General features: G+C 71.9%; 25 protein-coding genes. 14 read left to right on the top strand and 11 right to left on the bottom strand.

Annotation, left to right across the window (positions count from 1 at the left end; genetic code table 11):
- Nucleotides 1-72 precede the first annotated feature (72 nt).
- From DFI_RS06345 to DFI_RS06330, 4 genes are read right to left on the bottom strand one after another with little or no spacing between them, the layout of a single operon-like run.
- Nucleotides 73-1290: a 23S rRNA (cytosine(2499)-C(5))-methyltransferase gene (locus DFI_RS06345; protein WP_027462562.1), complete on the bottom strand. Its 1218-nt coding sequence runs from the start codon at nucleotides 1288-1290 to the stop codon at nucleotides 73-75.
- Nucleotides 1283-2164, bottom strand: a complete 882-nt coding sequence (locus DFI_RS06340; RefSeq protein WP_244940336.1) for an adenylyltransferase/cytidyltransferase family protein — start codon at nucleotides 2162-2164, stop codon at nucleotides 1283-1285. Before DFI_RS06340 ends, DFI_RS06345 begins: the two co-directional genes overlap by 8 nt.
- Nucleotides 2165-2196: 32 nt before the next feature.
- On the bottom strand, nucleotides 2197-3660 hold the full coding sequence (locus DFI_RS06335; protein WP_027462560.1) for a nicotinate phosphoribosyltransferase: 1464 nt from the start codon (nucleotides 3658-3660) through the stop codon (nucleotides 2197-2199).
- Complete coding sequence (locus DFI_RS06330; protein WP_244940335.1) at nucleotides 3657-5045, bottom strand: MFS transporter; 1389 nt, start codon at nucleotides 5043-5045, stop codon at nucleotides 3657-3659. The genes DFI_RS06335 and DFI_RS06330 overlap by 4 nt, the downstream gene beginning before the upstream one ends.
- 64 nt (nucleotides 5046-5109) lie before the next feature.
- Here DFI_RS06330 and nadE point away from each other — a divergent pair, with 64 nt between their 5' ends.
- From nadE to DFI_RS06315, 3 genes are all read left to right on the top strand, one after another.
- Complete coding sequence (gene nadE / locus DFI_RS06325; protein WP_027462559.1) at nucleotides 5110-5958, top strand: ammonia-dependent NAD(+) synthetase; 849 nt, start codon at nucleotides 5110-5112, stop codon at nucleotides 5956-5958.
- An 87-nt stretch (nucleotides 5959-6045) separates the two neighbouring features.
- Nucleotides 6046-6927, top strand: a complete 882-nt coding sequence (locus DFI_RS06320; RefSeq protein ID WP_027462558.1) for an Ig-like domain-containing protein — start codon at nucleotides 6046-6048, stop codon at nucleotides 6925-6927.
- Nucleotides 6928-7052: 125 nt separating this feature from the next.
- On the top strand, nucleotides 7053-7328 hold the full coding sequence (locus tag DFI_RS06315; RefSeq protein WP_022802162.1) for a hypothetical protein: 276 nt from the start codon (nucleotides 7053-7055) through the stop codon (nucleotides 7326-7328).
- A gap of 85 nt (nucleotides 7329-7413) precedes the next feature.
- Here DFI_RS06315 and DFI_RS06310 read toward each other — a convergent pair whose 3' ends face one another.
- The 6 genes from DFI_RS06310 to DFI_RS06285 all read right to left on the bottom strand — a co-directional run bounded on the left by DFI_RS06310 (nucleotide 7414) and on the right by DFI_RS06285 (nucleotide 13851).
- On the bottom strand, nucleotides 7414-8604 hold the full coding sequence (locus DFI_RS06310) for a thiolase family protein (protein ID WP_027462557.1): 1191 nt from the start codon (nucleotides 8602-8604) through the stop codon (nucleotides 7414-7416).
- 18 nt (nucleotides 8605-8622) lie between these two features.
- On the bottom strand, nucleotides 8623-9159 hold the full coding sequence (locus DFI_RS06305; protein ID WP_027462556.1) for a hypothetical protein: 537 nt from the start codon (nucleotides 9157-9159) through the stop codon (nucleotides 8623-8625).
- Nucleotides 9156-10334 (bottom strand): alpha/beta hydrolase family protein, encoded by a 1179-nt coding sequence (locus DFI_RS06300; RefSeq protein WP_244940334.1) that lies wholly within the window; start codon nucleotides 10332-10334, stop codon nucleotides 9156-9158. The genes DFI_RS06305 and DFI_RS06300 overlap by 4 nt, the downstream gene beginning before the upstream one ends.
- 30 nt (nucleotides 10335-10364) lie before the next feature.
- On the bottom strand, nucleotides 10365-12734 hold the full coding sequence (locus DFI_RS06295) for a 3-hydroxyacyl-CoA dehydrogenase/enoyl-CoA hydratase family protein (protein WP_027462554.1): 2370 nt from the start codon (nucleotides 12732-12734) through the stop codon (nucleotides 10365-10367).
- Between the two features lie 163 nt (nucleotides 12735-12897).
- On the bottom strand, nucleotides 12898-13332 hold the full coding sequence (locus tag DFI_RS06290; RefSeq protein ID WP_022802167.1) for a hypothetical protein: 435 nt from the start codon (nucleotides 13330-13332) through the stop codon (nucleotides 12898-12900).
- Nucleotides 13333-13635: 303 nt separating this feature from the next.
- A complete protein-coding gene (locus tag DFI_RS06285; protein ID WP_043777633.1) occupies nucleotides 13636-13851 on the bottom strand; it encodes a hypothetical protein in 216 nt (71 codons plus the stop codon).
- Nucleotides 13852-13961: 110 nt separating this feature from the next.
- Here DFI_RS06285 and DFI_RS06280 point away from each other — a divergent pair, with 110 nt between their 5' ends.
- Nucleotides 13962-14951: a polyprenyl synthetase family protein gene (locus DFI_RS06280; protein WP_027462553.1), complete on the top strand. Its 990-nt coding sequence runs from the start codon at nucleotides 13962-13964 to the stop codon at nucleotides 14949-14951.
- 6 nt (nucleotides 14952-14957) lie between these two features.
- Here DFI_RS06280 and DFI_RS06275 read toward each other — a convergent pair whose 3' ends face one another.
- Nucleotides 14958-15743, bottom strand: a complete 786-nt coding sequence (locus tag DFI_RS06275) for an N-formylglutamate amidohydrolase (RefSeq protein WP_027462552.1) — start codon at nucleotides 15741-15743, stop codon at nucleotides 14958-14960.
- A 74-nt stretch (nucleotides 15744-15817) separates the two neighbouring features.
- Between DFI_RS06275 and recF the strand changes: the two genes are divergently transcribed.
- From recF to DFI_RS06225, 10 genes are all read left to right on the top strand, one after another.
- Nucleotides 15818-16927: a DNA replication/repair protein RecF gene (gene recF / locus DFI_RS06270; RefSeq protein ID WP_051307644.1), complete on the top strand. Its 1110-nt coding sequence runs from the start codon at nucleotides 15818-15820 to the stop codon at nucleotides 16925-16927.
- A gap of 41 nt (nucleotides 16928-16968) precedes the next feature.
- Nucleotides 16969-17781, top strand: coding sequence for a DciA family protein (locus tag DFI_RS06265; RefSeq protein ID WP_051138572.1), 813 nt, complete (start codon nucleotides 16969-16971; stop codon nucleotides 17779-17781).
- Nucleotides 17782-17840: 59 nt separating this feature from the next.
- A complete protein-coding gene (locus tag DFI_RS06260; RefSeq protein ID WP_051307642.1) occupies nucleotides 17841-18569 on the top strand; it encodes a MogA/MoaB family molybdenum cofactor biosynthesis protein in 729 nt (242 codons plus the stop codon).
- Between the two features lie 53 nt (nucleotides 18570-18622).
- Entirely contained in the window at nucleotides 18623-19483 is an 861-nt protein-coding gene (locus DFI_RS06255) for a hypothetical protein (protein ID WP_081425794.1), read from the top strand.
- 82 nt (nucleotides 19484-19565) lie between these two features.
- Nucleotides 19566-20660 carry a tRNA pseudouridine(13) synthase TruD gene (truD, locus tag DFI_RS06250; RefSeq protein WP_027462549.1) on the top strand — a complete coding sequence of 365 codons (1095 nt, stop codon included), beginning with the start codon at nucleotides 19566-19568 and terminating at the stop codon, nucleotides 20658-20660.
- A complete protein-coding gene (locus DFI_RS06245; protein ID WP_027462548.1) occupies nucleotides 20657-21028 on the top strand; it encodes a hypothetical protein in 372 nt (123 codons plus the stop codon). The genes truD and DFI_RS06245 overlap by 4 nt, the downstream gene beginning before the upstream one ends.
- A 3-nt stretch (nucleotides 21029-21031) precedes the next feature.
- Nucleotides 21032-21472, top strand: a complete 441-nt coding sequence (locus tag DFI_RS06240) for a DUF3293 domain-containing protein (protein WP_027462547.1) — start codon at nucleotides 21032-21034, stop codon at nucleotides 21470-21472.
- Nucleotides 21473-21496: 24 nt separating this feature from the next.
- Nucleotides 21497-23278: an AlbA family DNA-binding domain-containing protein gene (locus DFI_RS06235; RefSeq protein ID WP_027462546.1), complete on the top strand. Its 1782-nt coding sequence runs from the start codon at nucleotides 21497-21499 to the stop codon at nucleotides 23276-23278.
- Nucleotides 23279-23477: 199 nt separating this feature from the next.
- The gene (locus tag DFI_RS06230) at nucleotides 23478-24746 is read left to right on the top strand and encodes an ABC transporter substrate-binding protein (protein WP_027462545.1); all 1269 of its coding nucleotides are present in this window, start codon (nucleotides 23478-23480) and stop codon (nucleotides 24744-24746) included.
- Nucleotides 24747-24848: 102 nt separating this feature from the next.
- The gene (locus tag DFI_RS06225) at nucleotides 24849-25826 is read left to right on the top strand and encodes a carbohydrate ABC transporter permease (RefSeq protein ID WP_027462544.1); all 978 of its coding nucleotides are present in this window, start codon (nucleotides 24849-24851) and stop codon (nucleotides 25824-25826) included.
- Nucleotides 25827-25841: the final 15 nt, after the last annotated feature.

The following is a 25841-nucleotide window of genomic DNA, read 5'->3' as shown; positions in this document are numbered from 1 at the left end:
CTTACAATCCCGGACGGGCAGGACGGGCGACTCTTGACGGCTCCGCCGCCCCCAACGCCACCTAGATAACGTTCAGTCGAGCTGCAAATAAATGCATTTCAGGTATTCGGCCTCCGGGAAGGAGGCGTGGTGGTCCGGGGCGTGCCGGGTGGTGCGCAGTTCCCGCCACGGCCGGCCACTGCGGTCCGCGGCCTCCCGCACCGCGCCCCAGAATTCCTCGGCGCTCACGTGCGCGCTGCACGACGCACTCACCAGAATTCCGCCGGGCTCAAGCGCGCGGATGCCGTCCGCCGCGAGCTTTCCGTACGCGCGGATGGCCCCGGCCCGCTCCGTTTCCCGCCGTGCCAGGCTGGGCGGGTCCAGGATCACCAGATCAAACTTCCGCCCGGGGCGCCCCAGCCACTCGAACACGTCCGCCTGCACCGTCTCGTGCACGGCTTTCAGGTCAGGGTTCAGGGCGTAGTTCGCCTCGGCGCTGCGCAGGGCGTGCGCGCTGATGTCCAGGCTGGTCACGTGCCGCGCCCCGCCCCGAGCGGCATACAGGCTGAAGCCCCCGCTGAACGAGAACGCGTTGAGCACCCGGCGGTCCCGCGCGAGGGCCTGCACGTGCCGGCGGTTCTCCCGCTGGTCGAGGAAGAACCCGGTCTTCTGGCCGCGCAGCACGTCCGCCTCAAAGGTCAGACCGGACTCCTGGAAGTGCACGGGGTTCGCAGGCAGTTCCCCGGCGAGCAGCTGCCCGTCGCGGAGGTTCAGGGCGCGCGCCCGCTCCTGGATGTTGCGGCTCAGGCGCAGCACCACCGCGAGGCCCGGCGCGCGGTCCGCGAGCAGGGCCAGCACCCGCTCCAGGTGCGGGAACCACGCGGCGGTATACAGCTTCAGGACCAGTACCCCGGCGTAGCGGTCCAGCACCAGGCCGGGCCAGCCGTCGGACTCGCCGTTCACGAGGCGGTACCCGTCCGTGTCCACCGGCGCCCCGAGGGGACCGAACAGCGCCTCGCGGCGCCCGAACGCCTCGCCCAGCCGTCCGGCCCACCACGCGTCGTCCAGGGTCACGGGGGACCCGGCGTGCAGCACACGCAGCCGCAGCGGGGAGTGCGGGTCGTACAGTCCGATCGCCAGAAAGCGGTCACGGCGGTCGTACACCACGGCGAGTTCCCCGGCGTCCCCCTCGCGGTTCTGTTCGCGGACGCTCGATTCGTACAGCCACGGGTGCCCGGAGCGCAGGTGGCCTTCGGCGGCGGCCGTGACGCGCAGGCGCAGGCGGGGGCGGGCGGGGACGGACTCAGTCACGGCGCAAGGCTAGCAGCCGCGTGAGGATCACGTGGTGATCCTCGAAGAAGCGCCGCGGCCGGGCGAGCGCCACCCCGAGCGGCACAAGGCGGGCCGGCAGGTCGTCCGGGGGCGGGCCCAGGTGCACGTGCGCGGCCGCCGGAGCCACCAGGGAGCGGGCAGGATGGGTGAAGACATGCGGGGTGGACACCGCGGGCTGCTCGCCGGGCGGCAGGGCGCGGCCGGGCAGCTCCCAGAGGCCGTCCCCAATTGAGTCCCGCCGGACGCGCAGCCACACGGCGTCGCCCTGCACGTGCAGCCAGCGTTCCTCATGCAGCGGCAGGCCGGGAGGCAGGGCGGCGCGGGCGGCCTCCACGGCCCGCCACTCGCGGCCCAGCCGGGCAGCCGGGCGCGTCCGGCGAAACGCCTCCAGCCACGCCTGCACGGCCGGCGGGGTCCCGGGCGGCCAGCCGCCCCCGGTGAACAGGGCGGCGCGCAGGTCGGTGGCGTTCAGACCCGGCGTGAACGGCACGGTCACCCGCGCCCAGTCCGGGAACCACTGCAGGTACGCGGTGCTGGCGTCCTTCTCGTGGCCGACCAGGGCGACCGGCGCACCCATGCCGAAGTGCCGGGTGGCCGCCGCCTGCACGTCCTGCACCCACAGGGCGGTGTCGAAGCGGTCCGCCAGCGGCCGGAAGGCCACGCGGTTCACATCGCCCCCGGCGTCGCGCAGGGCGGCGCGGAGCATCCGGACCCGTTCCGGCGCGCTGAAGGGGTTCTTCACGCTGCGGGCCAGGTTCGCGCTGCCCAGCAGCACCAGCACCCGCGGCGCGGCCTCCAGCGCCACCCGGATGCTGTGAATGTGGCTGTCGTGCGGCGGCTGGAATCGGCCCACGAAGACCGCCCCACCCGGCGGGCGCGCGGGGCTCACAGGCCGGCGTGGTCGCGCAGCTCGGCACTCACGCGGTCCCGCAGCGCGGCCACGTCCGCCGCGAGGCTCACGCGGTAGCGGTGCGGGTTGAGCAGGCGCCGCGTCTCCGGAGGCAGGGCCGCAAGGTCCGTCTGCGCCCGGGTCTGCACGGCCTTCAGAGGCTCCTCCGGGCGGGTGCGCTGGCCGCCACGCAGGACGGTCTGCCGGGCGTCCGTCCAGGTCAGGTCGGCGGGCAGGCGGGCGGCCCGCAGGGGATTGGTCGGGTCGCTCACGGCGTCCCCGGTCCGCGGCGGGTCGCCCAGCGTCAGCACGTCCCATGCGAGCAGGCCCTGCCCGTCGTGGGCGCGCCACACACGTTTCTCGCCGGGCACGCTGGCCTTGCCGGGGTCCCCGGTGAGCTTCATGCGGGGCCGGCCGTTCAGGCTGCTGAGCTTGTACACGCCGCCCAGCGCCCCTCCGCCCGGCCCGCCTGCGGTGACGAGCTGAGTGCCCACGCCGTACACGTCCACCCGGCCGCCCTCGGCGATCACGCCCGCGATCACCGATTCGGACAGGTCGTTGCTCGCCACGATCCGCACGTCCGGGAACCCGGCGGCGTCCAGTGCCGCGCGGGCATGCCGGGACAGGTACGCGAGGTCGCCGCTGTCCAGGCGCACGCCGCGCAGCTCATACCCGGCCGCGCGCAGTTCACGCGCGACCGTGATGGCGTTCGGCAGGCCGCTGCGCAGGGTATCCACGGTGTCCAGCAGCAGCGTCGTCGCGTCCGGGTACACGGCCGCGTACGCGCGGAAGGCGTCCAGTTCCGTGGGGAAGCTCTCCACCCAGGCGTGCGCGTGCGTGCCGGTCACCGGCAGACCAAAGCGCCGGGCGGCCTCCACGTTGCTGGTGCCGGTCACGCCGCCCACCACGGCGGCCCGCGTGGCACTCAGGGCGCCGTCCGGTCCCTGGGCGCGGCGGGCGCCGAACTCCACGACCTCTCCCCCGTGCGGGCTGCTGCGGGCCGCCAGCACGCAGCGCGCGGCCTTGGTGGCCACCAGCGTCTGGAAGTTCAGGGTGTTCAGCAGCATGGTCTCCACCAGCTGCGCCTCCCACAGCGGCGCCTTCACCGTCAGGAGCGGCTCGTGCGGGAACACCAGGCTCCCCTCCGGGAAAGCGTCCACCTGCCCGGTAAAGCGCCAGCCCCGCAGGGCCGCCAGGAAGTCCGCGCGGAAGTCGCCCAGCGTCTCCAGGTATGCCAGATCGGCCTCGCTGAACCGCAGGGTGCTCAGTGTGTCCAGCATGGGTTCCAGGCCCGCCCAGACCGCGTACCCGCCCTCGAACGGCAGGCGCCGGAAGTACAGGTCGAAAGTCGAATCCTGCTCGTGCAGGCCGTGCCGGTAATACCCCTGCATCATCGTGAGCTGGTACAGGTCCGTGAACAGCGCGCCGGGTTGGCCCCCGGCCGTGGTTGAAAGTGTCATGCGTTCACCTCCGGACGGGCGTCCGGCCCGTCGCCGGGCAGCTGCCGCCCGCGCGTTTCCACGCCCACCGCCCAGGCCGCGGCGGCCCCCACCGCGAAGCACGCTGCGAACACCGTCAGGGCGACCGCGAGTTGCCCGGTCACCAGCAGCGCGCCCACGCTGGGCGACACCACGCTCGCCACCCGCGCCAGGCTGCTCATGACGCCCATGCCGGTGGCGCGCACGGCTGTCGGGAACAGCTCCGGGGTGTAGGCGTACAGCGCCCCCCAGGCACCCAGCAGCGCGGCCGAGAGCAGCATGCTGGTGCCCAGCACCGCACCCGGCGTGCCGGCGAGAAGGAAGAGGTACGCGCTGGCCGCGCCCACCAGCAGGAAGCCCGCCAGGGTCGCGCGGCGCCCCACCCGCTCGACCAGCCACGCCGCCAGCAGGTAGCCGGGCACCTGCGCCAGGGCCAGCAGCAGGGTCGTGCGGTACACCTCGCCCAGGTCCAGGCCCTGCGCCCGCAGCACGCTGGGCAGCCACGTGAAGATGCCGTAGTACCCCAGGCTCAGCGTGAACCACACCACGCCCAGCCACGCCGTGCGGCGCCCCAGCACCCCACGGAACAGCGCGGCGGCGCTCACCGCAGGACCCGTCACGGGCCCGGCCAGCGGTTCGGCCGGCAGCGGCACGCGGTTCGACTGCGCCACCCGGGCCAGGGCTGCCCGCGCACCCGACGTGTCCCCCCTGGCCAGCAGCGACCTCGGGGAGTCCGGGATGCCCAGCCGCGCCAGCAGCCCGATCAGTCCGGGCAGCGCCGCAAACGCCAGCAGGTACCGCCACCCGAGCTCCGGCGCGAAGGCCGTGCTCACCCACCACGCCAGCGCCGCGACCAGCACCGTGCCCACCGCCCAGAAGCTCTCCAGGTACACCAGGAACCGCCCGCGCCACGCGGTCGGGATGAATTCCGCCATCATCGCGTAGTCCACCGGCAGTGTCCCGCCGATCGCCAGGCCCGTCAGGAACCGCGCGGCCACCAGCCACCCCAGCGTCGGCGCGGCCGCCCCCAGCAGCCCGAACAGCACGCCCAGCGTCACGGTCGTCAGGAACACCGCGCGGCGCCCCACCCGGTCGGCCAGCCAGCCCCACACCACCGCACCCACCAGCATGCCTGCAAACGTTGCCGTGAGCAGCAGCTTCGTGTCCGCCGAACCCGGCGTCAGGCCGAACGCCGCGCTCACCCCCGGCAGGGCGAAACTCATCAGCAGGACCTCCATCGCGTCCGCCGCCCAGGTCAGCCCGCAGATCGCCAGCAGCCGCCACTGAAAGGCGCCCAGCCCCAGCCGGTCGATCACGGCGTCCACCGGCAGGCCCACCGGCGCGGAAGAAGGCGTAGGGACCGTCACCGGGCAAGTGTAGTGGCCGCACCCCGCCGCGAACCCCGCCGCCACCTTCCGGCATACTTCACACATGCCCGAGCGCCCCACCCTGCAAGAGCGCATCCGCGCCGACCTGCACGTGCAACCGCACATCGAGCCGGCCCAGGAAGTCCACCGCCGCGTGGCGTTCCTCGCCGCCTACCTCCGGGCCACGCCCGCACGGGGGTTCGTGCTGGGCATCAGCGGCGGCCAGGACAGCACCCTCGCCGGGCGGCTGTGCCAGCTCGCCGCCGAAACCCTGCGCGCCGAAGGGCACGACGCCACGTTCACCGCCGTGCGCCTCCCCTACGGCGAACAGGCCGACGAGGCCGACGCCCAGACCGCCCTGGCTTTCATCCGCCCCGACCGCACCCTGACCGTGAACATCCGGGCTGCCGTGGACGCCAGCGCCCACGCCGCCGCCGAGGCGCTCGGCGCGCCGCTGCGGGACTTCGTGCGCGGCAACATCAAGGCCCGCGAACGCATGATCGCCCAGTACGCCATCGCCGGGCAGGACAACCTCCTCGTCGTGGGCACCGACCACGCCGCCGAGGCCGTCACCGGCTTCTACACCAAATACGGCGACGGCGGCGTGGACCTCACCCCCCTGACCGGCCTCACCAAGAACCAGGGCGCGGCCCTCCTCGAGCACCTCGGCGCCCCCGAACGCACCTGGAAGAAGGTCCCCACCGCCGACCTGGAAGACGACCGCCCCGGCCTGCCCGACGAGGCCGCCCTGGGCCTCACCTACGCCCAGATCGACGCGTACCTGGAAGGCCGCCCCGTGGACGCGGCCGCCGCCGAGCGCCTGGAGCGCATGTACCTGAACACCCGGCACAAACGCACCATGCCGGCCTCGCCGTTCGACACGTGGTGGCCGGCCGACACCGATACGGACTGACCCTCCCGGCTGCCCCCATCCAACCCCCCCGTCAAGACGGGCAGATCCGCGCGCCACGCGCCAGCCCCGGGCCTAGAGTGACCCACGATGAAACGCCTCGCTGCCCTGCCGCTGCTCGGTCTCGCCCTGCTGTCCGCCTGTACGCCCGGCACTCCCGACACCACCCCGCCCGCCGTTACCCTGTCCGGCAGCCCGCTGACCCAGGCAGGCGTCGTGACCTACACCGCCAATGTGTCGGACGCCAGCGCGGTGCAGCGCGTCGAGTTCTACCAGGGCAGCACGCTGATCGAGACGGACACGACCGCCCCCTACACCACCAGCCGCTTCAACGTGGACCTCACCGCGCCGACAGCCCTGACCGCCAAGGCGTACGACGAGGCCGGGAACGTCGGGGGCACCTCGGTCACCATCAATCAGGCCTCCTACCAGGGGCAGTACGCGTGGGTGGCCTTCACCGACCCGAACGACCTGGAAGCCTCCCTTGTCGCCGAGGGCATCAGCGTGTTCTACGGGCAGACCCCAACGAACTCGGGCGATGTGCTGGGTCTGGGCGAGTACGGCCGGTTCACTCCGCAGCCCGAGCAGTATGGTCTGGCCGCCATCGGCCTGGCGACAGACGGAGGCGAGCGGTACCTGGCCACGCAGTTCTTCCCCGACGTGGAGGGCGAACCCTCTTACCTGTATGCCGAGGATTTCGACGCCCAATTCACCAATGTGGAAGGCACGCCGGTGTTCGCTGGAGCCGCCTGGTTCGACCCGATGAGCGCCAACTCAGCTCAGACGTACTTCCTGATGGTCCGGGTCACGGCCGACCCGTTCGCGACGGTCACGGCCACGGCGAAACGCCGCGCGCTGGAGCAGGCCCGGGCTTCGGTGGGCAACCAGCTGACGGCACAGCGGCTTGCCGGCGTGGACCGCAGCGCCTTCCGGTCGGCGCAGGCCACCTTCCGCAGCGCCCTCGGCCGGTAAGGCCGCAACAGAAACGCCGGGGCCGCTCACAGGCGTTCCCGGCGTTCTCCTTTCGGGCCCGGACCATGAAGGGCTGCCGGGCGCCCGTTCACCCAGCCTGGGCCGCGGCCCGGCACAGTACCGGCATGACCGCACCTGACCTGATGGACCTGACGGCCGTGCACGAGCGCCTGGGCCTGGAGAACGCCACGGATTACGAAGCGCAGGTGATGCGTGACGTGCTGCTGCGCCTGTACCCGGGCCGGGCGCTGGACAGCGTGAACGAGAGCGAGTGGCTGACCGCGTACGGGGAGATGAACCTGCAGAAGGAGACGGGCTGGCTGGGCGAGACGACGGCCACGTCGCCGGTGGCCCGGGAGAAGGACCAGAACACGCCGGTGGTGGACCCCACCGACCGGTGATCGGTTAGTTCATCAGCTGAGGTGGACAGCGAATGGAGGCGACCCAAAACTGGTCGCCTCCTCTGGTTGCTTCGGTCTTTGAATCTCAGTCGGCGGCGTTGGCGGGGAACACCTCGATCACGCCGGCGGCGCCCATGCCCCCGCCGATGCACATGGTGATCAGGGCCTTGCCGCCGCCGCGGCGCTGGAGTTCGTAGATGGCGCTGGTGGTGAGTTTCGCGCCGCTGCACCCGAGGGGGTGGCCCAAGGCGATGGCGCCGCCGTTGACGTTGAGGATGTCCTGGTTCAGGCCGAGTTCGCGCATCACGGCGATGCCCTGTGCGGCGAAGGCTTCGTTCAGTTCGATCAGGTCGATGTCGTCCAGGGTGAGGCCGGTCTGCTTGAGGACCTTGGGCACGGCGGCGACCGGGCCGATGCCCATGACTTCCGGGGCGACGCCGGCGACCGCGAAGCCGAGGAACTTCGCGAGGGGTTTCACGCCGAGTTCCTCGGCCTTGTCGGCGCTCATGAGGAGCACGGCGGCGGCGCCGTCGCTGAAGGGGCTGCTGTTGGCGGCGGTGACGCTGCCGCCCTGGCGGAAGGCGGGGCGGACCTTGGCCATGTCGGCGAGGTTGGCGTCGCGGCGGATGAGTTCGTCCTTGTCGAACTGGACGGTCTCGGATTTCAGCTTGGTGCCCTTGAGCTTGTCCACGCGCACGGGCACGGGAACGATTTCGGTGTCGAACTTGCCGGCGTCCTGCGCGGCGGCGGCGCGCTGGTGGCTGCGCAGGGCGAAAGCGTCCTGGTCCTCGCGGCTCACGCCGTACTTGTCGGCGACGTTCTCGGCGGTGAGGCCCATGCCGATGTACGCGCCGGGGCGGCTGTCCACGAGGTCCGGGTTGGGGCTGGGGTTGTGGCCGCTCATGGGCACGAAGCTCATGCTTTCCACGCCGCCGGCGAGCATGACGTCGGCCTGCCCGGTCTGGATGGCGGCGGCGGCCATGGCGATGGTCTGCAGGCCGCTGGAGCAGAAGCGGTTGATGGTCACGCCGCCGACGGTGTCGGGCATGCCGGCGCGCAGGGCGGCGAGGCGGGCGATGTTCAGGCCCTGTTCGGCTTCGGGAATGGCGCAACCGAGGTAGACGTCCTCGACGAGGTCGGCGTTCACGCCGGCGCGTTTGACGGCTTCGCCGAGGACGAGGGCGGCGAGGTCGTCGGGGCGGGTGTTGGCGAGGGTGCCTTTCACGCCGCGGCCGACGGGCGTGCGAACTGCGGAAACAATGACGGCGTCACGCATGGGTGATTCTCCTTGGGGTCAGGGGGTGCGGGTCCGGTCGCGCAGCTGGATCATGTGCGAGCGGTACAGGTCGGGCAGGCGGGTGAACAGGTCGGGGGTGAGGGCGCGGGCGCACAGGCCGATGTTCACGATGGTGTGGCGGTAGCGGGGGCCGGTGCCGGTGTCCAGGCGTTCGTTCCACTCGAAGCGAGCGGTCTGCCCGGGCCGGAGGGGAAAGGGGCGCCCGGCCGTGGGAATGCCGGTGGTGGGGGCGGGCCGCAGGGCGAGTGTGCGGCCGTGCGGGTCGGGGGTGACGTGTACGCCGGGGACGTGCAGGGGGGCGGTCTCGGTGGCGGTGGCCGCGTCGTACACCTGCACGGTGTCGTGCGGGTGGGTGAAGGCGTCCTGGTCGGTCCACTGCACGGACTGCGCGACCGCCATGAGGCCGGAGGGAAGGAGGGTGGGGAGCGGGTAGTGGCGGGGCAGGGCGCGGCGCGCGGCGAGGAGCGCGGCACTGCATCCGTCCGGGCCCCACTCGTACGCGAGGCGTTGCAGGGCGATCACGGGGCGGGTCATACCGGGCCTTCCCCGGGGTGCAGGACGCGCCCGAGGAACGACTCGAGCTGCGCTTCGTAGCGGGCGGGATCGAGGTTCCAGCAGCGGATGTGCTTGGCGCCTTCCACGCGGTGGTACTCGACGAGGTCGGGGCGGGCGGCGGCCAGGGCCTCGGCCTGCGCGAGGGGGATGGTGCGGTCTCGGGTGCCGTGCCACAGGAGAATGGGCAGGTCGAAGTGGCGGGCGGCGCTGAGCTGGTCCACCGCGTCGAAGTTCTGGCCGCTGCGGCGGGTGACGAGGTGCTGCACGAACGTGCCGACGTGCCGGGCCATGAAGGCCGGCAAGCCGAAGCGGCGGCCCTGCCATTCGATGGTGTCCCGCCAGTCCAGCGCGGGGCTGTCGAGGATGACGCCCAGCACCGGGAGCGGGAGGGGCCGGAAGCGGGCCCGCAGGACGCTCAGGACGATGTTGCCGCCCATGGAAAAGCCGTACAGGACGGCGCGGCGGTACCCGTTGGCCTGTCCCCAGCGCAGGGCGGCGAGGACGTCCTCGGCTTCCTCGTCGCCCAGGGTGAGGTAGCCGTTGGCGCTGCGGGGCGCGCCGTGCGCGTTGCGGAACGTGACGTACAGGCTGCCGGCGCCGCTGCGTTGCAGGGCCCGCAGGCTGCGCAGCCCCTGGGCGCGTTGTCCGCCGTGGCCGTGCACGACGATCACCAGGGCGTCCTTGTCCGGGCCGGTCGGGGGGATGTGCCAGGCGGGCATCTCCCCGGCGGGGGACGTGACGCTGGTGTGCTCAAAAGGAATCCCGAGCTGTTCGGGTGTGCCGTTGTACACGAAGCTGCTCACCCAGGCGACCGATCCGTTGGGAATCAGGCCGCGTTCCTCCAGGATCTCTCGGCGCACCAGCGTGCCGGCCACCTTGCCTTCCCCCAGCACCGCGTGGCCGCGGTTGGGGCGGATGGGCACGAGGCCGATCACGCCGCGGCTGAGGGTTTCGGGGCTGGCGGGCAGGTACACGTTCCGGCCGCGGCGGCCCACCACCGCGAAGGTTCCTTTCACCCACCTGGTCTTGCTGCGCAGGGTGATGTCCGCGCCGATGAGCGCCGCGGCGCCGAGCAGCAGGCCGTAGCCCACCAGGCCCCACAGGGCGAGGCGGCGTTTGGGCGTGCGTTTCAGGCGGTCCAGGGGCGTGGTCATGGGCATGGGTCATTCTCCCTGCGGCGGGGGTCAGTTGCGGAGGGGTTTGCCGGTCTTGAGCATGTGGTCGATGCGCTGCTGCGTGCCCTTCTTGCCCAGCAGGGTCAGGAAGGCCTCGCGTTCCAGGTCCAGCAGGTGCTGTTCGCTGACCTTGGCGGTGCGGTTGTTGCCGGTGCCGCCGGAGAGGACCTTGCCCAGCTGTTCGCTGACGACGAGGTCGTAGTCGGTGATGTACCCGCCGCGGTGCATGCCGTACAGGGCGCTTTTCAGGGCGGCGAGGGCGGCGTCGCCCATGACGGGGATGTCCTGGCGGGGGGTGGGCTGCACGTAGTCCGGGGCGAGGGCCAGGACCATGCGCTTGGCTTCCTGGATGATGTGGTTTTTGTTCATGGCGACGGTGTCGTGGTCGCGCAGGAACCCGAGGTTGCGGGCCTCGAGGGCGCTGGTGCTGACCTTGGCCATGCCGATCAGTTCGAAGGCGCGCTGCACGGCGGGCAGCAGGGAACTGCCGACGCGCTGGCCGGGGTGGAGCTGGTCGGTGAAGCGCAGCAGCATTTCCTTGGTGCCGCCGCCGCCGGGGATCAGGCCCACGCCGACTTCCACGAGGCCCATGTACAGTTCCGCTGAGGCGACGACGTGGTCGGCGTGCAGGGTGAATTCCGCGCCGCCGCCCAGGGTCATGCCGAAGGGCGCGATGACGGTGGGGTGGGGGCTGAAGCGCAGGCTGGTGGTGGTCTGCTGGAACTGCTTGACCATGTCGTCCAGTTCGTCCCACTCGTCTGCCTGGGCCTGCGAGAGGATCAGGGGGAGGTTCGCGCCGGCGCTGAAGTGTTCGCCCTGGTTGCCGATCACGAGGCCGGCGTAGCCCATCTGCCCCACGGCCTTGTGGCCTTCCTGGACCATGCGCAGCTGGTCCTCGCCGAGGGCGTTCATCTTGGCGTGCCATTCGACGAGCAGTACGCCGTCGCCGAGGTCCACGAGGCTCGCGCCGGGCTTTTTCTTGACGACCTTGGTGACGTCCTTCTTCAGGTCGGTGAGGATGAAGTACGGCGCCTCGTACGGGGTGGCCTCGCCTTCGGGTGTGACGGTCTGGTCGCCGTCGTAGAAGCGGTCCCGGCCGGACTCCTTCATCTTCGCCAGCAGGGGCGGCAGGGTGCGGCCTTCGGCTTCGAGGTTCTGGATGACCTGCTGCACACCCAGGGTGTCCATGGTCTCGAAGGGGCCCTGTTCCCAGCCGAAGCCCCATTTCAGGGCGTTGTCGATGTCCTGGAGGCGGTTGCTGACGTTGCCGGCCATCTTGGCGGCGTACCAGAAGCCGTCGTTCATGGCGCCGCGCAGGAAGTCGGCTTCCCTGCCTTCGGCGGCGTACATGGCCCTGACGCGGTCGGCGAGGGGCTTGCCCTTGTTCGCTTCCACCAGGCCGACCTTGACCTTGCCCTGGTCCTCGTACTCGCCGGTCTGGAGGTTGAGGTTCAGGATCTTGGTCTTGCCGCCTTCCTTGGTCTTCTTGTAGAAGCCGCTGCCGGTCTTGTCGCCGTAGATGCCTTTCTGCACGATGCCGAGGAAGTTGCCCGTAAGGGTGAAGTCCTCGTCGTCCGGGGTGGCCGCTCCCAGGTCCTGGGCGACCTTGGCGATGATGTCCAGGCCGGACAGGTCGGCGGTGCGGAAGGTGGCACTCTTGGCGCGGCCCAGGGCGGGGCCGGTGAGCTGGTCCACCTCGGCGGGGGTCAGGCCGGTCTTCTCCATGTGCTGCATGGCGCGCACGATGCCGTACACGCCGATGCGGTTGGCGACGAAGCCGGGCACGTCGTTGGCGATGACGATGCCCTTGCCGAGCGTCTTCTCGCCGAACTCGCTGAAGGCCCTGAGGACCGCGGGGTCGGTCTTGGCGGTGGGGATGACTTCGAGCAGGTGCAGGTAGCGGGGCGGGTTGAAGAAGTGCGCGCCCACGAAGCGGCGCTGGAAGTCCTCGCTGCGGCCCTCGATCTGGAGGTGCATGGGGATGCCGCTGGAGTTGCTGCTGATGATCGCGGTGGGCTTGGCGACCTTCTCGACTTTCTCCCAGAGCTCCCGTTTGGCGTCCAGTTTCTCGACGATGGCTTCGAGGATCCAGTCGGCGTCCTTGAGTTTTTTCAGGTCGTCTTCGAGGTTGCCGACCTCGATGAGCCCGGCGCGGGCGGGGTCCATGAAGGCGGCCGGGCGGGCCTTGAGGGCGCGTTCGATGCCGGCCTTGGCGAGGAAGTTGCGGTCGGGTTTCTCGGCGCTGGGTTTGTCCGGCAGGACGATGTCCAGCAGCAGGACGGGGATGCCGGCGTTGGCGAGCTGCGCGGCGATGGCGGCGCCCATGACGCCGGCGCCGATAACGGCGGCTTTCTTGATTCGGTACGGTTGACTCTGCATGCGACCTCCGGGCAGCGCTATAATTTTGAACTCGGTCTAAATCTTAAGCGGCAGACCCGACCCTTGTCCAGGCACCGCCTCACACATCCGCCGGCCCGCCCGGCACAGCGAAAGGAGCGGACGCGCCCTTCCGCCTCCGCTCCCCTGGGGCCGCGCCCGGCCCTCAGAACGACAGGGAACCCTGGCGCACCAGCACGAGGTCCGCGCCCAGGCCCACGTTCGTGCTCGTGATCGCTTCGCAGCGCCCCTCGAACAGCGTCCGGTTCGTGAACTTCCCGGTGCACGTCAGCGAGAAGTTTGCGCCCTCGGCGTTCAGCACGCCCGTGTTCACGTTGCCCTGCACCGGCAGCGGCTGCGCTGCCCAGCGCTCCACCTCCACCGTGCCGGTCAGGTCACCGGCCGACGGGTCACGCAGTTCGGTCAGGCGGGCCGTGACCTTGTACGTCCCGGCGACCGGGTTGGACAGCGTGCCGGTCCACAGCCCGGTGGCGTCCGGCACGGCGGCCGGCGCGGCGGTCTTTCCCAGGGTGGTGGCGGGGGCGCAGGCGGCCAGCGTGACCGCTCCACAGGCGAGAAGCGCGAACATGATTCGGGGCATACGGCAGTGTAGGCAGCCCCGGCGTGAGATTGCTGGGCCTGCCCAGCCGACAAAAAGCGGACGCCCCGCGTTCACAGGCGGGGCGTCGGGGTGGCGTGGAAGGTGGGGGTCATTCGCTGCGTTCCGCGTTCGCGGGGTACAGGACGGGCAGGGCCAGCAGGGGCAGGATCACGGCGCCGAGGGCAAGGAGGAGGGTCATGCCGACAGTCTGCCCAGGGGGGCCGGCGCGCGGATGATGCGCCCTTCAGAACGCATAGAGCGCAACTTCACCGGGTATAAAGTTGGTCTTAGGTCAGGATTGATTCAAGGATCAGGTTCAGGCGCCGCGGCCTGGGCGCCTTCTCCCCCACCGGCCGCGGCGCGCAGCACCAGCGCGGCCCATTCCGCCCCGGTGAAGTCCTCCGTGCGGCCACGCGGGGACTCCAGCAGCAGCTCCCGCATCCGGCGGGCCTCGGCCGGCGTGGCCCGGCCCATGTGCTGCGCCAGTTCCGTCAGGTCCATCCGGGGCTCGATCTTCATGCCCTCAGCGTGCCCGCCCCGGCCGGCCGCCGGAACAGGCGGGCCTTCAGCGAACCTGCACCCTGTCCCGCCGCGGGAACGCGCCCGGGCAGGCAGGTAGACTGGCCGGGATGCGTCCCGAACTGCTTGCGCGTGTGCTGAGCCTGCTTCCCGCCCCCGGCCGCCGCCCCGAACTGGACGGGTACGCCGCCATGCTCCGCGACTACCCGCAGCGCGGCGGCAAGGGCATCCGCAGCGAACTCGTGCTCGCCTCCGCCCGCGCGCACGGCCTGAATCCGGACGCGCCCACCTGGGACGGCGCACTGTGGCTGGCGGCCGGGGTGGAGATGTTCCAGAACTGGGTGCTGATCCACGACGACATCGAGGACGACAGCGAGGACCGCCGCGGCCGCCCCGCCCTGCACCGCCTGCACGGCGTGCCGCTCGCCATCAATGCCGGGGACGGCCTGCACGCCTACATGTGGGAAGCGGTGTGGAAGTCCGGCGTGCCCGGCGGCATGGACGCCTTCCTGGGCATGATTCACCGCACGGCCGAGGGCCAGCACCTCGACCTGTGCTGGGTGGAGGACAGCCGCTGGGACCTCACCCCGGACGACTACCTGGACATGGTGCGCCTGAAGACGTCGTACTACACCGTGGTCGTGCCGCTGGCCCTGGGGGCGCTCGCGGCCGGAGCGGCGCCGCACGCGGCGTTCGAACCGGCGGGCCGGGCGCTGGGCGCCGCGTTCCAGATCCGCGACGACGTGCTGAACCTGACCGGCGACCCGCAGAAGTACGGCAAGGAGATCGGCGGGGACCTGCTGGAAGGCAAGCGCACCCTGATCACGCTGCACTGGCTGGAGCACGCCCCGGCCGAACAGCGAGAGGCGTTCCTGGCGCAGATGCGCCTGCCCCGGCCGGACAAGGACCCGCAGGTGATCGCGGACGTGCACCGCTGGCTGCTGGACAGCGGCAGCGTGGCGCACGCGCAGGCGGTGGCGGCGCAGGAAGCGGCGCTGGGCCTCAGGCTGCTGGAGCAGGCCCTTCAGGGTGCGGCAAACCCGGACGCGGCGCGCGAGCTGATCGGCGCGATGCGCGCCCTCGCCACCCGCGACGCCTGAACTGGATTACCCGATCAATGCCAGCGCCGCGTCCGCGAACCGGATGAACGCGGCGTTCAGATCCCGCAGCACGCCGTCGCGCGGCTGGCCGCCGTCCAGGTACAGGCCGCTGTTCACCTCCAGGCCGAACGCGGGCGTGCCGGCGCGGCTCAGCTGGCGGCTGATGGTGTCGGTGGTCCAGGGCACGCCCACCGTCACGCCCTGAATGGCGCTGCCCGCCAGCACCGGCGCGAAGGCTAGCACGGCCGCCTGCTGAAGCGGCGCCCAGAGCGCCTCCGGCACGGTGGGCTCGCCGGCCGTACCGGTCATCAGGCAAAGGGCCGGGCGGGGGGCGCCCTGGTCCGGGCCCAGGGCAGGGCCGGTGGGCGCCATCGCGTGCCCCACGATCACCAGGGCCGCCTCGCGGGCCTCGGCGTCCAGCAGAGTGTGGAAGGGGTCCCAGGTGCGGCGCAGCCGGGCCTCGCGGGCCTCGCCGGTCAGCGTGAACCCTTCCGGGTACAGGGCCTGCCGGTCGAAGGTCGTGAGTTTGACCACGCCGTTGTCCTCCCGGTCGTCCCGGTCGCGGTTGAGGTCCACCGTGAAGCGGCTCCAGGGGGCCTGCACGTGCCGCGCGCCGGGCCGGTGGAAGATCAGGTCCGTGAAGGGGTCGCCGTCCAGGAACACGCGGCGCAGCAGCGCCTCGCGGGTGCCCGACTCGAACATCTCTGCTCCCAGCATGTCGTGCAGCACGTCGGCGGGCAGCGCGCCGGAGGGGTGTGGGGTGACGATCAGGAGCCGGCCGGTGCGGGTCATGCCCCGAGGATAGGGCCGCCCGGCGCCTTCACCCTGCCCTGACCGACAGTAGGGCCGGGGCGGGCGACCGTAGAATGCGGGGCGTGCAGCTGTCCAGCCTCTCCACCCTGAACTACCGGAACCTCGCGCCCGGCACCCTGTCGTTCCCGGGCGGGGTGACCGGCGTGTACGGGGAGAACGGCGCGGGCAAGACGAATCTGCTGGAGGCCGCGTATCTGGCCCTGACCGGCCTGACCGACGTGACCCGCCTGGAGCAACTGGTGCAGGCGGGCGAGCAGGAGGCGTACGTGCGGGCCGACCTGGAGTCCGGCGGCAGCCTGAGCATTCAGGAGGTCGGGCTGGGCCGCGGGCGGCGGCAGCTGAAGGTGGACGGCGTGCGCGTGCGCGCCGGGGACCTGCCGCGCGGCAGCGCCGTGTGGATCCGCCCGGAGGACAGCGAACTGGTGTTCGGCTCCCCGTCGGGCCGACGGGCGTACCTGGACGCGCTGCTGTCGAAGCTCTCGGCGCGGTACGGGCAGCAGCTCGCGCGCTACGAGCGCACCGTCTCGCAGCGCAACGCCGCCCTGAAATCCGGCGAGGAGTGGGCCATGCACGTCTGGGACGACACGCTCCTCAAGTTGGGCACCGACATCATGCTGTTCCGCCGCCGCGCCCTGACCCGCCTTGCGGAACTCGCCGCGGACGCGAACGCCGCGCTCGGCAGCCGCAAGGCGCTGGTCCTGACCCTGCAGGAGTCCACGTCGCCGGAAACGTACGCCTTCGACCTGGCAGGCCGCCGCGCCGAGGAACTCGCGCGGGGCAGCACCGTGACCGGGCCGCACCGCGACGACCTGCTGCTCAGCCTGGGCGGCTTCCCCGCCACCGAGTACGCCAGCCGCGGCGAAGGCCGCACGATCTCGCTGGCGCTGCGCCGCGCGGAACTGGAACTGCTGTCCGAGAAGTTCGGGGAGAAACCGGTCCTCCTGATCGACGATTTCAGCGCGGAACTGGACCCGGCGCGGCGCCAGTACCTGCTGGACCTCGCGGCCAGCGTGCCGCAGGCCATCGTGACCGGCACGGAGCGCGCCCCCGGCGCCACCCGAACCTTCCGGGCGCACGCCGGGCGCTTCACGCTGGACGGCCCCGAACCCGCGGACCACGACGACGGGCTCGCGGAGGCCGTGCCGGGGGTGATGACCTCGTGACGAAGCGCCGCCTGAACGGCCCGCGCGGCCTGAACGAACTCATGAACGCCACGCTGAGCAGCGCGCGGCTGGCCCGCGGCGTGCAGAAAGCGCAGGCGATCCTGGCGTGGCCGCAGGCGGTCGGCGCGGACCTCGCGCGGATCACCCGGCCCCGCTCGCAGCAGGGCGGGACGCTGTTCGTGGAGGTGCGGGACAGCGCCACCGCGCACCACCTCAGCATGCAGCGCCACCACCTGCTCAAGGCCCTGAACGCGCTGCTCAAGGACCAGCCGGTCACGGAGATCCGCTTCAGCGTGGGCAGCATTCAGGCGCCGCCGGATGCGCCGCGCGCCGCGCCGCTGCCCGCCCCCGACCGGGCCCGCGCCCGGAAACTCGTTCAGGACGTGCAGGACCCGGAACTCAAGCAGGCCGCCCTGCGCGCCGCCGAGGCGATCACGCGGGCCCGCAAGTGGCGCGAGGAGCAGGGCTGGCGGCCCTGCCCGGTGTGCGGAGAGCCCAGCAAGGAGCAGCCCTGCCGGGCCTGCGCCCTGACGCTGGAGGACCCGAACGTGCGGCGCGCCGCGCGGGTCGTGATGCGCGCCCCGCACCGCCTGACCGAGTACGCCGACAGCCTCGGGGACAGTGGCGTGAACGCCGCGCGGTTCCTGGCCCTGCGGGACCTCGCGGAGCAGCTGGACGTGCTGGCCGTGGAGTGCGTGCGCAGCGGCCACGAGGACGCCTACCGCGCCTTCCTGGCCGAGCAGGCCACGCTGTACCTCGCGCTGCACGGCCGCAAACCGCGCGCGGCCGTGACCCGCGCGGACCGGGCCGCGCTGCCGGAGCGGGTGCAGCAGGTGCTCAGCGCCGGCCGGTAACCGGGCCAGGCCCGGGATGTGCGGCCCTGGGGCGCACCAGAATTGGCTATCGTGAGCGCATGACCCTGCTGCCCCCCGACGGCACCCGCCCCGATTCGGCGTCCTCCCAGGAGCACCGCGCGGCGGCGCCCGCGTCGGTGCGGGTGGCGGTAATCACGGTGAGCGACACGCGGCAGGAGGCCACCGACCAGAGCGGGGCGTACCTGCACCGCGAGCTGCTGGCCGCCGGGCATCAGGTGGTGGCGCGGCGCATCGTGCGGGACGACGCCGTGGAGATCCGTTCGGCCCTGGTGGCCCTGACCCGCGAGGCGACGGTGGTCCTGGTGACGGGCGGCACCGGCGTGACCGGCCGGGACGTGACCGTGCCGGTGGTGGAGTCGCTGCTCACCAAGCCCATGCCGGGGTTCGGGGAGCTGTTCCGGATGCTCTCGTACGCCCAGGTGGGCGGCGCGGCCATGTTCTCCCGCGCGACCGCCGGGCTGGTGCGGGGCGCGGCGGTGTTCAGCATGCCGGGCAGCCTGAACGCCGTGCAGACCGCATGGGAGCAGATCCTGAAAGACCAGATCGGGCACGTGGCGCACGAGGTGCAGCGACACGGGCAGCCCCTGACCACCGGGGTCCCGCCGGTCGGTTCCACCACCACCGGCGCCGGGATGGCGCCAGGGACGGTGGGCCTCTCCCCCACCGGGTTCTCCGCGTCGCCGGAGCGGCAGGCTGGCGGAACGCCCGGCGCGTCCGGCGGGCTGGGGCGGCACACGGGGGCGGACGACCGGGAACGCGGCCGCTGAAATGAAAGCGGGCCGCCTGAGCGCGCGGGGAGAGGTGTGAGACAGTGACAGGCATGCAGGCTGCTTGGTGGAACACGGGGCTGGCCGGGCTGCTTCCGGCGCTGACGGGCGGGCCGCTGACCCCGCTGTACGCGGTCATGCTGGGCCTGATCGCGGCGTACTGGTGGGGCCGGGTGTGGCGCGAGGCGCGCCTGGGGTACACCCCGCGCGTGGCGTGGTGGGCGGTGCCGGGCCTGGGGGCGCTGCTGCTGGCGCAGCTGCTGGACGTGCCGGCCCTGTTCGGGGTGGGGGCGGGCCTGCTGCTGCTCGCGGAGTTCTGGCCGGCGGCCTTCGTCCCTGCTCCGGGCCGCGCGCCGCAGTGGGAGCGGGTCGGCTGGGCGCTGGTGGGGGTGGTGCTGGCCGGCACGCTGATCCTCTCGCCGGGGCCCCTGGGGCCGCGGGACCCCTGGACGGGCGTCACGGGCCTGCTGGGGCTGGTGGCGTGCGTGGCGGTGCTGCTCTCGGTGCTGGGCCGGCCGCGCGGGGCGCGCCGGCCGGGCGGGCGGGCTCTGGTGCCTCCGCTGAAAACCGTGGGGTTCACGACCCGCTGGGCCGAGGCGGTCAGCCCGGCCTGGCCGGAACTCAGCGTGACCCTGACCGGGAACGGCGCGCAGCTGAGGAACGTCTCGCCGCGCCCGCTGCTGCTGGCGGGGTGGTCGCCGGCGGGCGTGAACGCCTGGATGCGCCCCCGCCGCCCGGACGGCACGCCGCTGGAGGTGCTGGGCGTGGGCGAGGAGGTGTTCGTGCCGCTGGGCCCCGGGGACGGCGGCGTGCGCGTGTGGTACCGCCCGGAACGCCCGGACGCCCCGCCGCACCTGTTCCGCGCCGACTGGGTGCCGGCGCGCCCGGCCGGCGCGGAACGGGTACTCAACTGAGCGGCCGGGCGCCCACGCCGGGTCCGGATGCGGCGCGGTTCACACCCTCAGGGGGGCCGGCTGCGGTAGGGTGGGCATCATCGTGAGTCTGGTGTTTGACTGGTCCGCCCTGGCGGCGCTCTCCGCAGAGGACGGGACGGGCGGCGTGCTGCGCGTCACTCCGGAGGATTTCCGGGTCGAGGAGCAGCCCGCCTACCCCCTGTCCGGGGACGGGGAGTTCCTGTTCGTGCAGCTGGAGAAGCGGGGGCACACCACCGCGCACGTCCTGCGGGAGCTCGCGGCGCAGCTGGGCGTGCGGGACCGGGACATCGGCGTGGCCGGCCTGAAGGACCGGCACGCCGTGACGCGGCAGTGGGTGAGTCTCCCCGCGAAGGTGGAGGGGCGGCTGGGGTCGTTCTCGCTGGAGGGGGTGAGTGTGCTGGACGTGACGCGGCACGGGAACAAGCTGGCGATGGGGCACCTGAGCGGCAACCGCTTCGAGGTGCGGGTGCGGCAGGCGCCCGGGCAGGCCGGACGGGCGGCGCGGGTGCTGGAGCGCCTGACGCAGGCGGGCGTGCCGAACTACTTCGGGCCGCAGCGCTTCGGGCTGGGCGGCGTGAACGCCGAGGAGGGCCTGCGGGTCCTGCGGGGCGAGTCGCGGGTGCGGGACCCGCGCGTGCGGCGCTTTCTGACGACCAGCCTGCAGAGCGTGATCTTCAACCGCTTCGTGAGCCTGCGCCTGGAACGCGGCGTGTTCGCGGCGCTGCTGGCCGGCGACATGGCGAAGAAGCACGACACCGGCGGCGTATTCCAGGTGCTGGACGCCGCTGCGGAGACGCGCCGGGCGGAGCGAGGTGAGGTGAGCGCGACCGGCACGCTGTTCGGCCGGAAGGTCAAACCCCTGACGCTGGACGCCGGGGAGCTGGAGCGCGAGGCGCTGGCGGCGTTCGACCTGACGCCGGAGGCGTTCGCGTCCCGGAAGGGGGACCGGCGCCTGACCCGGGTGTACCCCGGGGACACGGCCGTGACCGCGCACGAGGACGGCTTCACGCTGGCATTCACGCTGCCGCGCGGGAGTTTCGCCACGAGTGTGCTGCGGGAGGTCATGAAGGTCCCGGTGGACGCCGCACTGCCGGACCTGGAGGGTGGCGAGGGCTCAGACGACACCGGGGCCGACATGGCGGGAGACGAGGCGTGAGCGGCCGCGCGGTGCGGGTGGCGCTGCTGTGCGCCCTCATGGGCGGCGTGACGGTGGCGCAGCCGTCGGCGAAGGTCACGCTGGTCACGAAAAACGGGGTGCTGCTGCTGTCCGGGCTGGTGTCGGCCGGCAAGCTCACGACCCTGCGTGGGGTGTGGGGCCCGGCGGGGCAGGCGCGACTGATGCAGTGCCTGCCCCGCTGCAAGGTGGTGCAGAGCATCCCGGTGCAGCGGCAGCTCTCGCTGAACGAACTGTCCGGGTACCGGGTGGTGCTGGGCGGCTCGTACACGAAGGGGCAGAAGGTCGCGCTGGTCATGCGTTTCGGGGACGGCCAGGTGCTGAACGTGATGACGCCCGTCGTTCGCTGACCGGTGGCGGACCCGGGGCAGGACGTGGCCTTCCGGGCGGCGGTGTACGGCCCGCCAGGGTGGCGGTTCACCCTGGAGCCTGTGCGGCACGGCCGTCCCCCCTGGGCGCCGGGCGGGGAGGCGTGGGCCATCGTGACCGCATGGAATCCCGCGGGACAGCCGCAGGCCGAGGCCGAGAACCGGGCGGCCTCGGCGGAGTTGGACCGAGCGCTGCGTGCCCTGGGACGTCCGGCGCGGCCCGTGGTCAACGGCAGCGCGCCGTGGGAGGAAGAGGCCCGGCTGATTTCCGGTCTGGACCTGACCGGCGCCGCGGCGCTGGGCCGGAGGTTCCGGCAGCGGGCGGTGCTGTGGGGCCGGGGCGGCCGGGTGGCCCTGGTCTGGCTGGAGGGCGGAATCGTGCGGACCGAGCGGTCCTGGGTAAGGCGGTCAGGGACGCCGGACTGACGAGGGCGGGTATACTTCCAGGCCGTGACTGACCCCTCCACGCAGGCCCTCTCCCCGCTGGGCGTGCTGCCCCCGCCCGGCGTGAACTGCGTGCACCTGCCGCTTCAGGTCTCGCCGCAGGACCTCGCGCGACATGCCGTGGGGCTCGCCAACGCGCGGGGCGGCACCATCCTGGTCGGTGTGGACGCCGTGGGCGACAGCCCGGCCTCGCAAGGTGACGCGGGCGAACTGCACCCGCTGATGATCACGCACGCGATCTTCGAACTGTCCGGCGGGCGCCTTACCGTGAACGTGCAGCACCACCGCGTGCCGGGGGGGCGGCGGGTGCTGGCGGTGTTCGTGCCGCAGGCGCCGTACGTGCTGGCCGCGCCGGACGGCGCGGTGATCGCCTGGGACGGGCAGAACCTCGTGCCGGTGGCGGGCGCGGACGCCGAACCGGTCGCGGCGCAGGATTACACGGCGGTGGTGCCGCCGGACGCGTCCCTGGCGGACCTGGACCCGGCGGAGGTGGCCCGGCTGCGTAACCTGGGCCGGCGGGTGGAGGCGGCGAACCTGCCGGACCTGGACTTCCTGCGGGAACTGGGCCTGATCGTGCACAGCGGCGGGGCGCTGCGGCCCACGCTGGCGGCCATTCTGCTGGCGGGCACGCCGGCGGCCCTGAAGGCGCACGTGCCGCAGGCGGAGGTGTGCTTCTACTACCACCAGACGCCGGACGTGGAGTTCCAGTTCCGGGAGGACCTGCTGCGCCCGATTCCGTCGCTGCTGACGCGCCTTCAGGAGCTGATTCAGGCCAGGAACCGCTTCACGCCGGTGCAGGTGGGCCTGTTCCGGATCGAGGTGTGGGACCAGGACGAGGCGGTGTACCGCGAGGCGCTGCTGAACGCCCTGACGCACCGCGAGTACACCCTGCGGGACGCCGTGCAGGTGCACCTGTACCCGGACCGGCTGGAGATCATGAACCCCGGGGGGCTGCCCGGGGGGATCACGCCGGGGAACATCCTGCGGCACCAGCCCAAGCGCCGCAATCCGCTGCTGGCGGAGGTGCTGTCGCGGCTGGGGCTGGTGGAGCGCGCGGGCGTGGGCGTGGACAAGATGTACGGCCTGATGCTGCGTCACGGCAAGGAACCGCCGGAGTTCACGTCGTACGCCGACGCCGTGACGCTGGCGCTGCACAGCCCGGGGTTCGACGCGGAGTTCGTGCGGTTCGTGGCCAGAAAGCAGGAGGAGATGCAGACGCTGTCGCTGGACATGCTGATCGTGCTGAGCCTGCTGGCGCGCGAGGGCGAGGCGACCCGGGCGACCCTGGCGCGGGCGCTGCAGCTGCCGGAGGACCGCACGCCGCGGCTGCTGCGCGGCATGGAGCAGCACGGCCTGATCGCGCGCACGGGCGTGGGGCGCGGCATCGCGTACGAGCTGAGCGCGGAGGTGCAGGTGGCCCTGGGCCAGCGCCGCCCGGCGGGACAGGACAAGGCACCCGCGGTGGTCCGGGAGCCGGTCTCCCCTGAGACTGCGGCGGTCATGGCCGGGCCGGTGAGCCGCACGCCGGCCCGGGCTACGGCCCCCCGGGCGTGGCGCGAGCCGGCGGCCTCGGAGGCGCAGGGGCCGAGCCTGGCGGAGGTGCGCGCGGTGGCGCTGGCGCTGGCGCGGGAGCGCGGCCGGGTGCGGAACGTGGACCTGCGGGAGACCTGCCGGCTGAGCACGCAGCAGGCGTGGCGGGTGCTGCGGCGGCTGGTGCTGGACGGGCAGCTGGTGAAGACCGGGACGGGCACGCGGGACGCCGCGTACGAGCTGGCCGCGCGCCGCTGAGTCCGGCTGTGCTCTGGGGGCGTGCGTCCTGCACGCCCTTTTTCTTTGTGCACCATTCGTGTGGGTCATTGACAGGTGTGGGGGCCGGGTGTAGCCTTCGGGCACCAACAGCACAGGTTTGGAAACGCTTCCGTCACGGGAGTCCGTTGTCCGGAATTCCATTCAGTCGTGGGGCCCGGCGCCCCGCCCAGGAGTGATTATGCGTAAGAGCACCCGCTGTCTCGCCGCCGCCACCCTCGCCCTCACCCTGGCCTCCGCCAGCCAGTCGCAGGCGGTCACGGTCACCATGGCCTGCGGCACCGTCGGCATGGAACTCCAGATGTGCAAGGACGGCGCCGCCCGCTGGGCCAAGAAGACCGGCAACACCGTGAACATCTTCGAGAGCCCCAACCTCACGAACGACCGCCTGGGCCTGTACAAGCAGCAGCTCGCCGCCAAGAGCAGCGACATCGACGTGTACCAGCTGGACATCGTCTGGCCCGGGCAGCTCGCCCAGCACTTCGTGAACCTCAAGACCAAGGTCCCGGCCGCCGAGGTGAACGCCCACTTCAAGGGCATCATCGCCGCGAACACCGTGGACAACCAGCTGATGGCGCTGCCCTGGTTCACCGACGCCGGCCTGCTGTACTACCGCACCGACCTGCTCGCCAAGTACGGCTACAAGAGCGCCCCGAAAACCTGGGCGGAACTCGCCACCATGGCGAAGAAGATCCAGGACGGCGAGCAGAAGACGAACAAGGCCTTCACCGGGTTCGTCTTCCAGGGCAAGAACTACGAGGGCCTCGTGTGCGACGCCATGGAATGGATCGTGTCGCACGGCGGCGGCACCGTTGTGGACGCCAGCGGCAAGGTCACCATCAACAACGCCAAGGCCGCCAAGGCGCTGGACACCGCCGCCAGCTGGATCCGCACCATCAGCCCCGCCGGCGTGACCACCTACGGCGAGGAAGAAGCCCGCGGCATCTTCCAGGCCGGCAACGCCGCCTTCATGCGCAACTGGCCGTACGCCTGGGCGCTCGGGCAGGGCGACGACAGCAAGATCAAGGGCAAGATCGGCGTGGCCCCGCTGCCCAGCGGCGGCGCCGGGAACGCCGCCACGCTCGGCGGCTGGAACCTGGGCGTGAGCAAGTACAGCAAGAACCAAGACGCCGCGATCAGCCTCGTGCGCTATCTCACCGGTCCTGAGGAGCAGAAGATCCGCGCGATCGAGGGTGCGTACAACCCCACCATCGTCAGCCTGTACAAGGACAAGGACGTCCTGGCGAAAAACCCCTTCTTCGGCAGCCTGTACAGCGTGTTTACCAGCGCCGTGGCGCGCCCGTCCGGCCCCACCAAGACCAAGTACAACCAGGTCTCCCAGGCCATGGCGAACGCCGTGACCGACGTGCTGACCGGCAAGAAGAAAGGCCAGGCGGCCGTGGCGAAACTGTCGGCCGACATCACCCGCATCAAGGGCCGCGCCTGGTGAGCGGCCGCGTGACCGGCTGAGCCCGGTCCGTGGGGGACCGCCCGGCACGCCGGCGGTCCCTGCCTGCTTCCCCACTGCCCCGCCCGCTTCCGGAGGTCCACGATGACGACCCAGACGCCCCCGATTCCACCCCCCGTCGTGCCCCCGCCCACCGTGCCCACCACCCGGCGGCGGCGCGGGATCGAGGCCGCCCGCGCCCGGCAGGCGATGTGGCTGCTGCTGCCCACCCTGATCGCCATTGCCCTGGTGGCCGGCTACCCCCTGTACCGCACGATCTTCTTCTCGTTTCACAGCGCCGACCTGACCGCCCCCGACCAGGCGACCTGGGCGGGCCTGGACAACTTCTACTTCCGCACCGAGGACGGCGCCATCGGGTTCCTGGCCGACCCGCAGTGGTGGCAGGCGGTGAAGAACACCCTGCTATTCACGGTGGTGTCGGTGTTCCTGGAGACGGTGCTGGGCATGATCATCGCGCTGGTCGTGAACAGCGCCTTCCGGGGGCGGTCGTTCCTGCGCACGGCCATGCTGGTGCCCTGGGCGATTCCCACGGTGGTGTCCGCGCAGATGTGGGCGTACATGTACAACGACTCGTTCGGGCTGATCGGCAACGGTCTGCTGTCGCGCTTCAGCGAGGACGGGCGCGGCATCGCGCTGCTGGCCGAACCGGACAAGGCCATCTGGGCCCTGATCGCCGTGGACGTGTGGAAGACCACGTCCTTCATGGCGCTGCTGATCCTGGCCGGGCTGCAGAGCCTGCCAGGGGACATGTACGAGGCGGCCGACATGGACGGCGCGAGCAAGTGGACGCAGTTCTGGCGCCTGACGCTGCCGCTGCTGCGCCCGGCGCTGCTGGTGGCACTGGTGTTCCGCAGCCTGGACGCGCTGCGCGTCTTCGACGTGATGTACGTGATGCTGGGGCCGAACACGGCCGCCGCGACCAGCATGACCGGGTACGCCCGGCTGCAACTGATCGACAATTCCCTGCTGGGCCTGGGCAGCGCGGTGGCCGTGGCGATCTTCCTGATCATCATGGTGATCGTGGTGATGTACGTCACCGCCTTCCGCGTGAGGTTCGACTGATGCGGCGCTTCCCTG

It is taken from the genome of Deinococcus ficus, assembly GCF_003444775.1.
GTDB classification, from domain to species: domain Bacteria; phylum Deinococcota; class Deinococci; order Deinococcales; family Deinococcaceae; genus Deinococcus; species Deinococcus ficus.
The sequence above is the reverse complement of the archived record's forward strand: the minus strand, read 5'-3'. Positions and strand labels throughout refer to the sequence as shown.

Excerpts from the sequence above, each read along its gene's own strand:
- DFI_RS06225 (WP_027462544.1), top strand. The coding sequence starts at position 24,849 with ATGACGACCCAGACGCCCCCGATTCCACCCCCCGTCGTGCCCCCGCCC.
- DFI_RS06310 (WP_027462557.1), bottom strand. The coding sequence starts at position 8,604 with ATGCGTGACGCCGTCATTGTTTCCGCAGTTCGCACGCCCGTCGGCCGC.
- DFI_RS06265 (WP_051138572.1), top strand. The coding sequence starts at position 16,969 with ATGAACGCCACGCTGAGCAGCGCGCGGCTGGCCCGCGGCGTGCAGAAA.
- DFI_RS06285 (WP_043777633.1), bottom strand. The coding sequence starts at position 13,851 with ATGAAGATCGAGCCCCGGATGGACCTGACGGAACTGGCGCAGCACATG.
- DFI_RS06230 (WP_027462545.1), top strand. The coding sequence starts at position 23,478 with ATGCGTAAGAGCACCCGCTGTCTCGCCGCCGCCACCCTCGCCCTCACC.
- DFI_RS06320 (WP_027462558.1), top strand. The coding sequence starts at position 6,046 with ATGAAACGCCTCGCTGCCCTGCCGCTGCTCGGTCTCGCCCTGCTGTCC.
- DFI_RS06255 (WP_081425794.1), top strand. The coding sequence starts at position 18,623 with ATGCAGGCTGCTTGGTGGAACACGGGGCTGGCCGGGCTGCTTCCGGCG.
- DFI_RS06275 (WP_027462552.1), bottom strand. The coding sequence starts at position 15,743 with ATGACCCGCACCGGCCGGCTCCTGATCGTCACCCCACACCCCTCCGGC.
- DFI_RS06335 (WP_027462560.1), bottom strand. The coding sequence starts at position 3,660 with ATGACACTTTCAACCACGGCCGGGGGCCAACCCGGCGCGCTGTTCACG.
- nadE (WP_027462559.1), top strand. The coding sequence starts at position 5,110 with ATGCCCGAGCGCCCCACCCTGCAAGAGCGCATCCGCGCCGACCTGCAC.
- DFI_RS06315 (WP_022802162.1), top strand. The coding sequence starts at position 7,053 with ATGACCGCACCTGACCTGATGGACCTGACGGCCGTGCACGAGCGCCTG.
- DFI_RS06290 (WP_022802167.1), bottom strand. The coding sequence starts at position 13,332 with ATGCCCCGAATCATGTTCGCGCTTCTCGCCTGTGGAGCGGTCACGCTG.
- DFI_RS06260 (WP_051307642.1), top strand. The coding sequence starts at position 17,841 with ATGACCCTGCTGCCCCCCGACGGCACCCGCCCCGATTCGGCGTCCTCC.
- DFI_RS06295 (WP_027462554.1), bottom strand. The coding sequence starts at position 12,734 with ATGCAGAGTCAACCGTACCGAATCAAGAAAGCCGCCGTTATCGGCGCC.
- recF (WP_051307644.1), top strand. The coding sequence starts at position 15,818 with ATGCGGGGCGTGCAGCTGTCCAGCCTCTCCACCCTGAACTACCGGAAC.
- DFI_RS06280 (WP_027462553.1), top strand. The coding sequence starts at position 13,962 with ATGCGTCCCGAACTGCTTGCGCGTGTGCTGAGCCTGCTTCCCGCCCCC.
- DFI_RS06305 (WP_027462556.1), bottom strand. The coding sequence starts at position 9,159 with ATGACCCGCCCCGTGATCGCCCTGCAACGCCTCGCGTACGAGTGGGGC.
- DFI_RS06300 (WP_244940334.1), bottom strand. The coding sequence starts at position 10,334 with ATGACCACGCCCCTGGACCGCCTGAAACGCACGCCCAAACGCCGCCTC.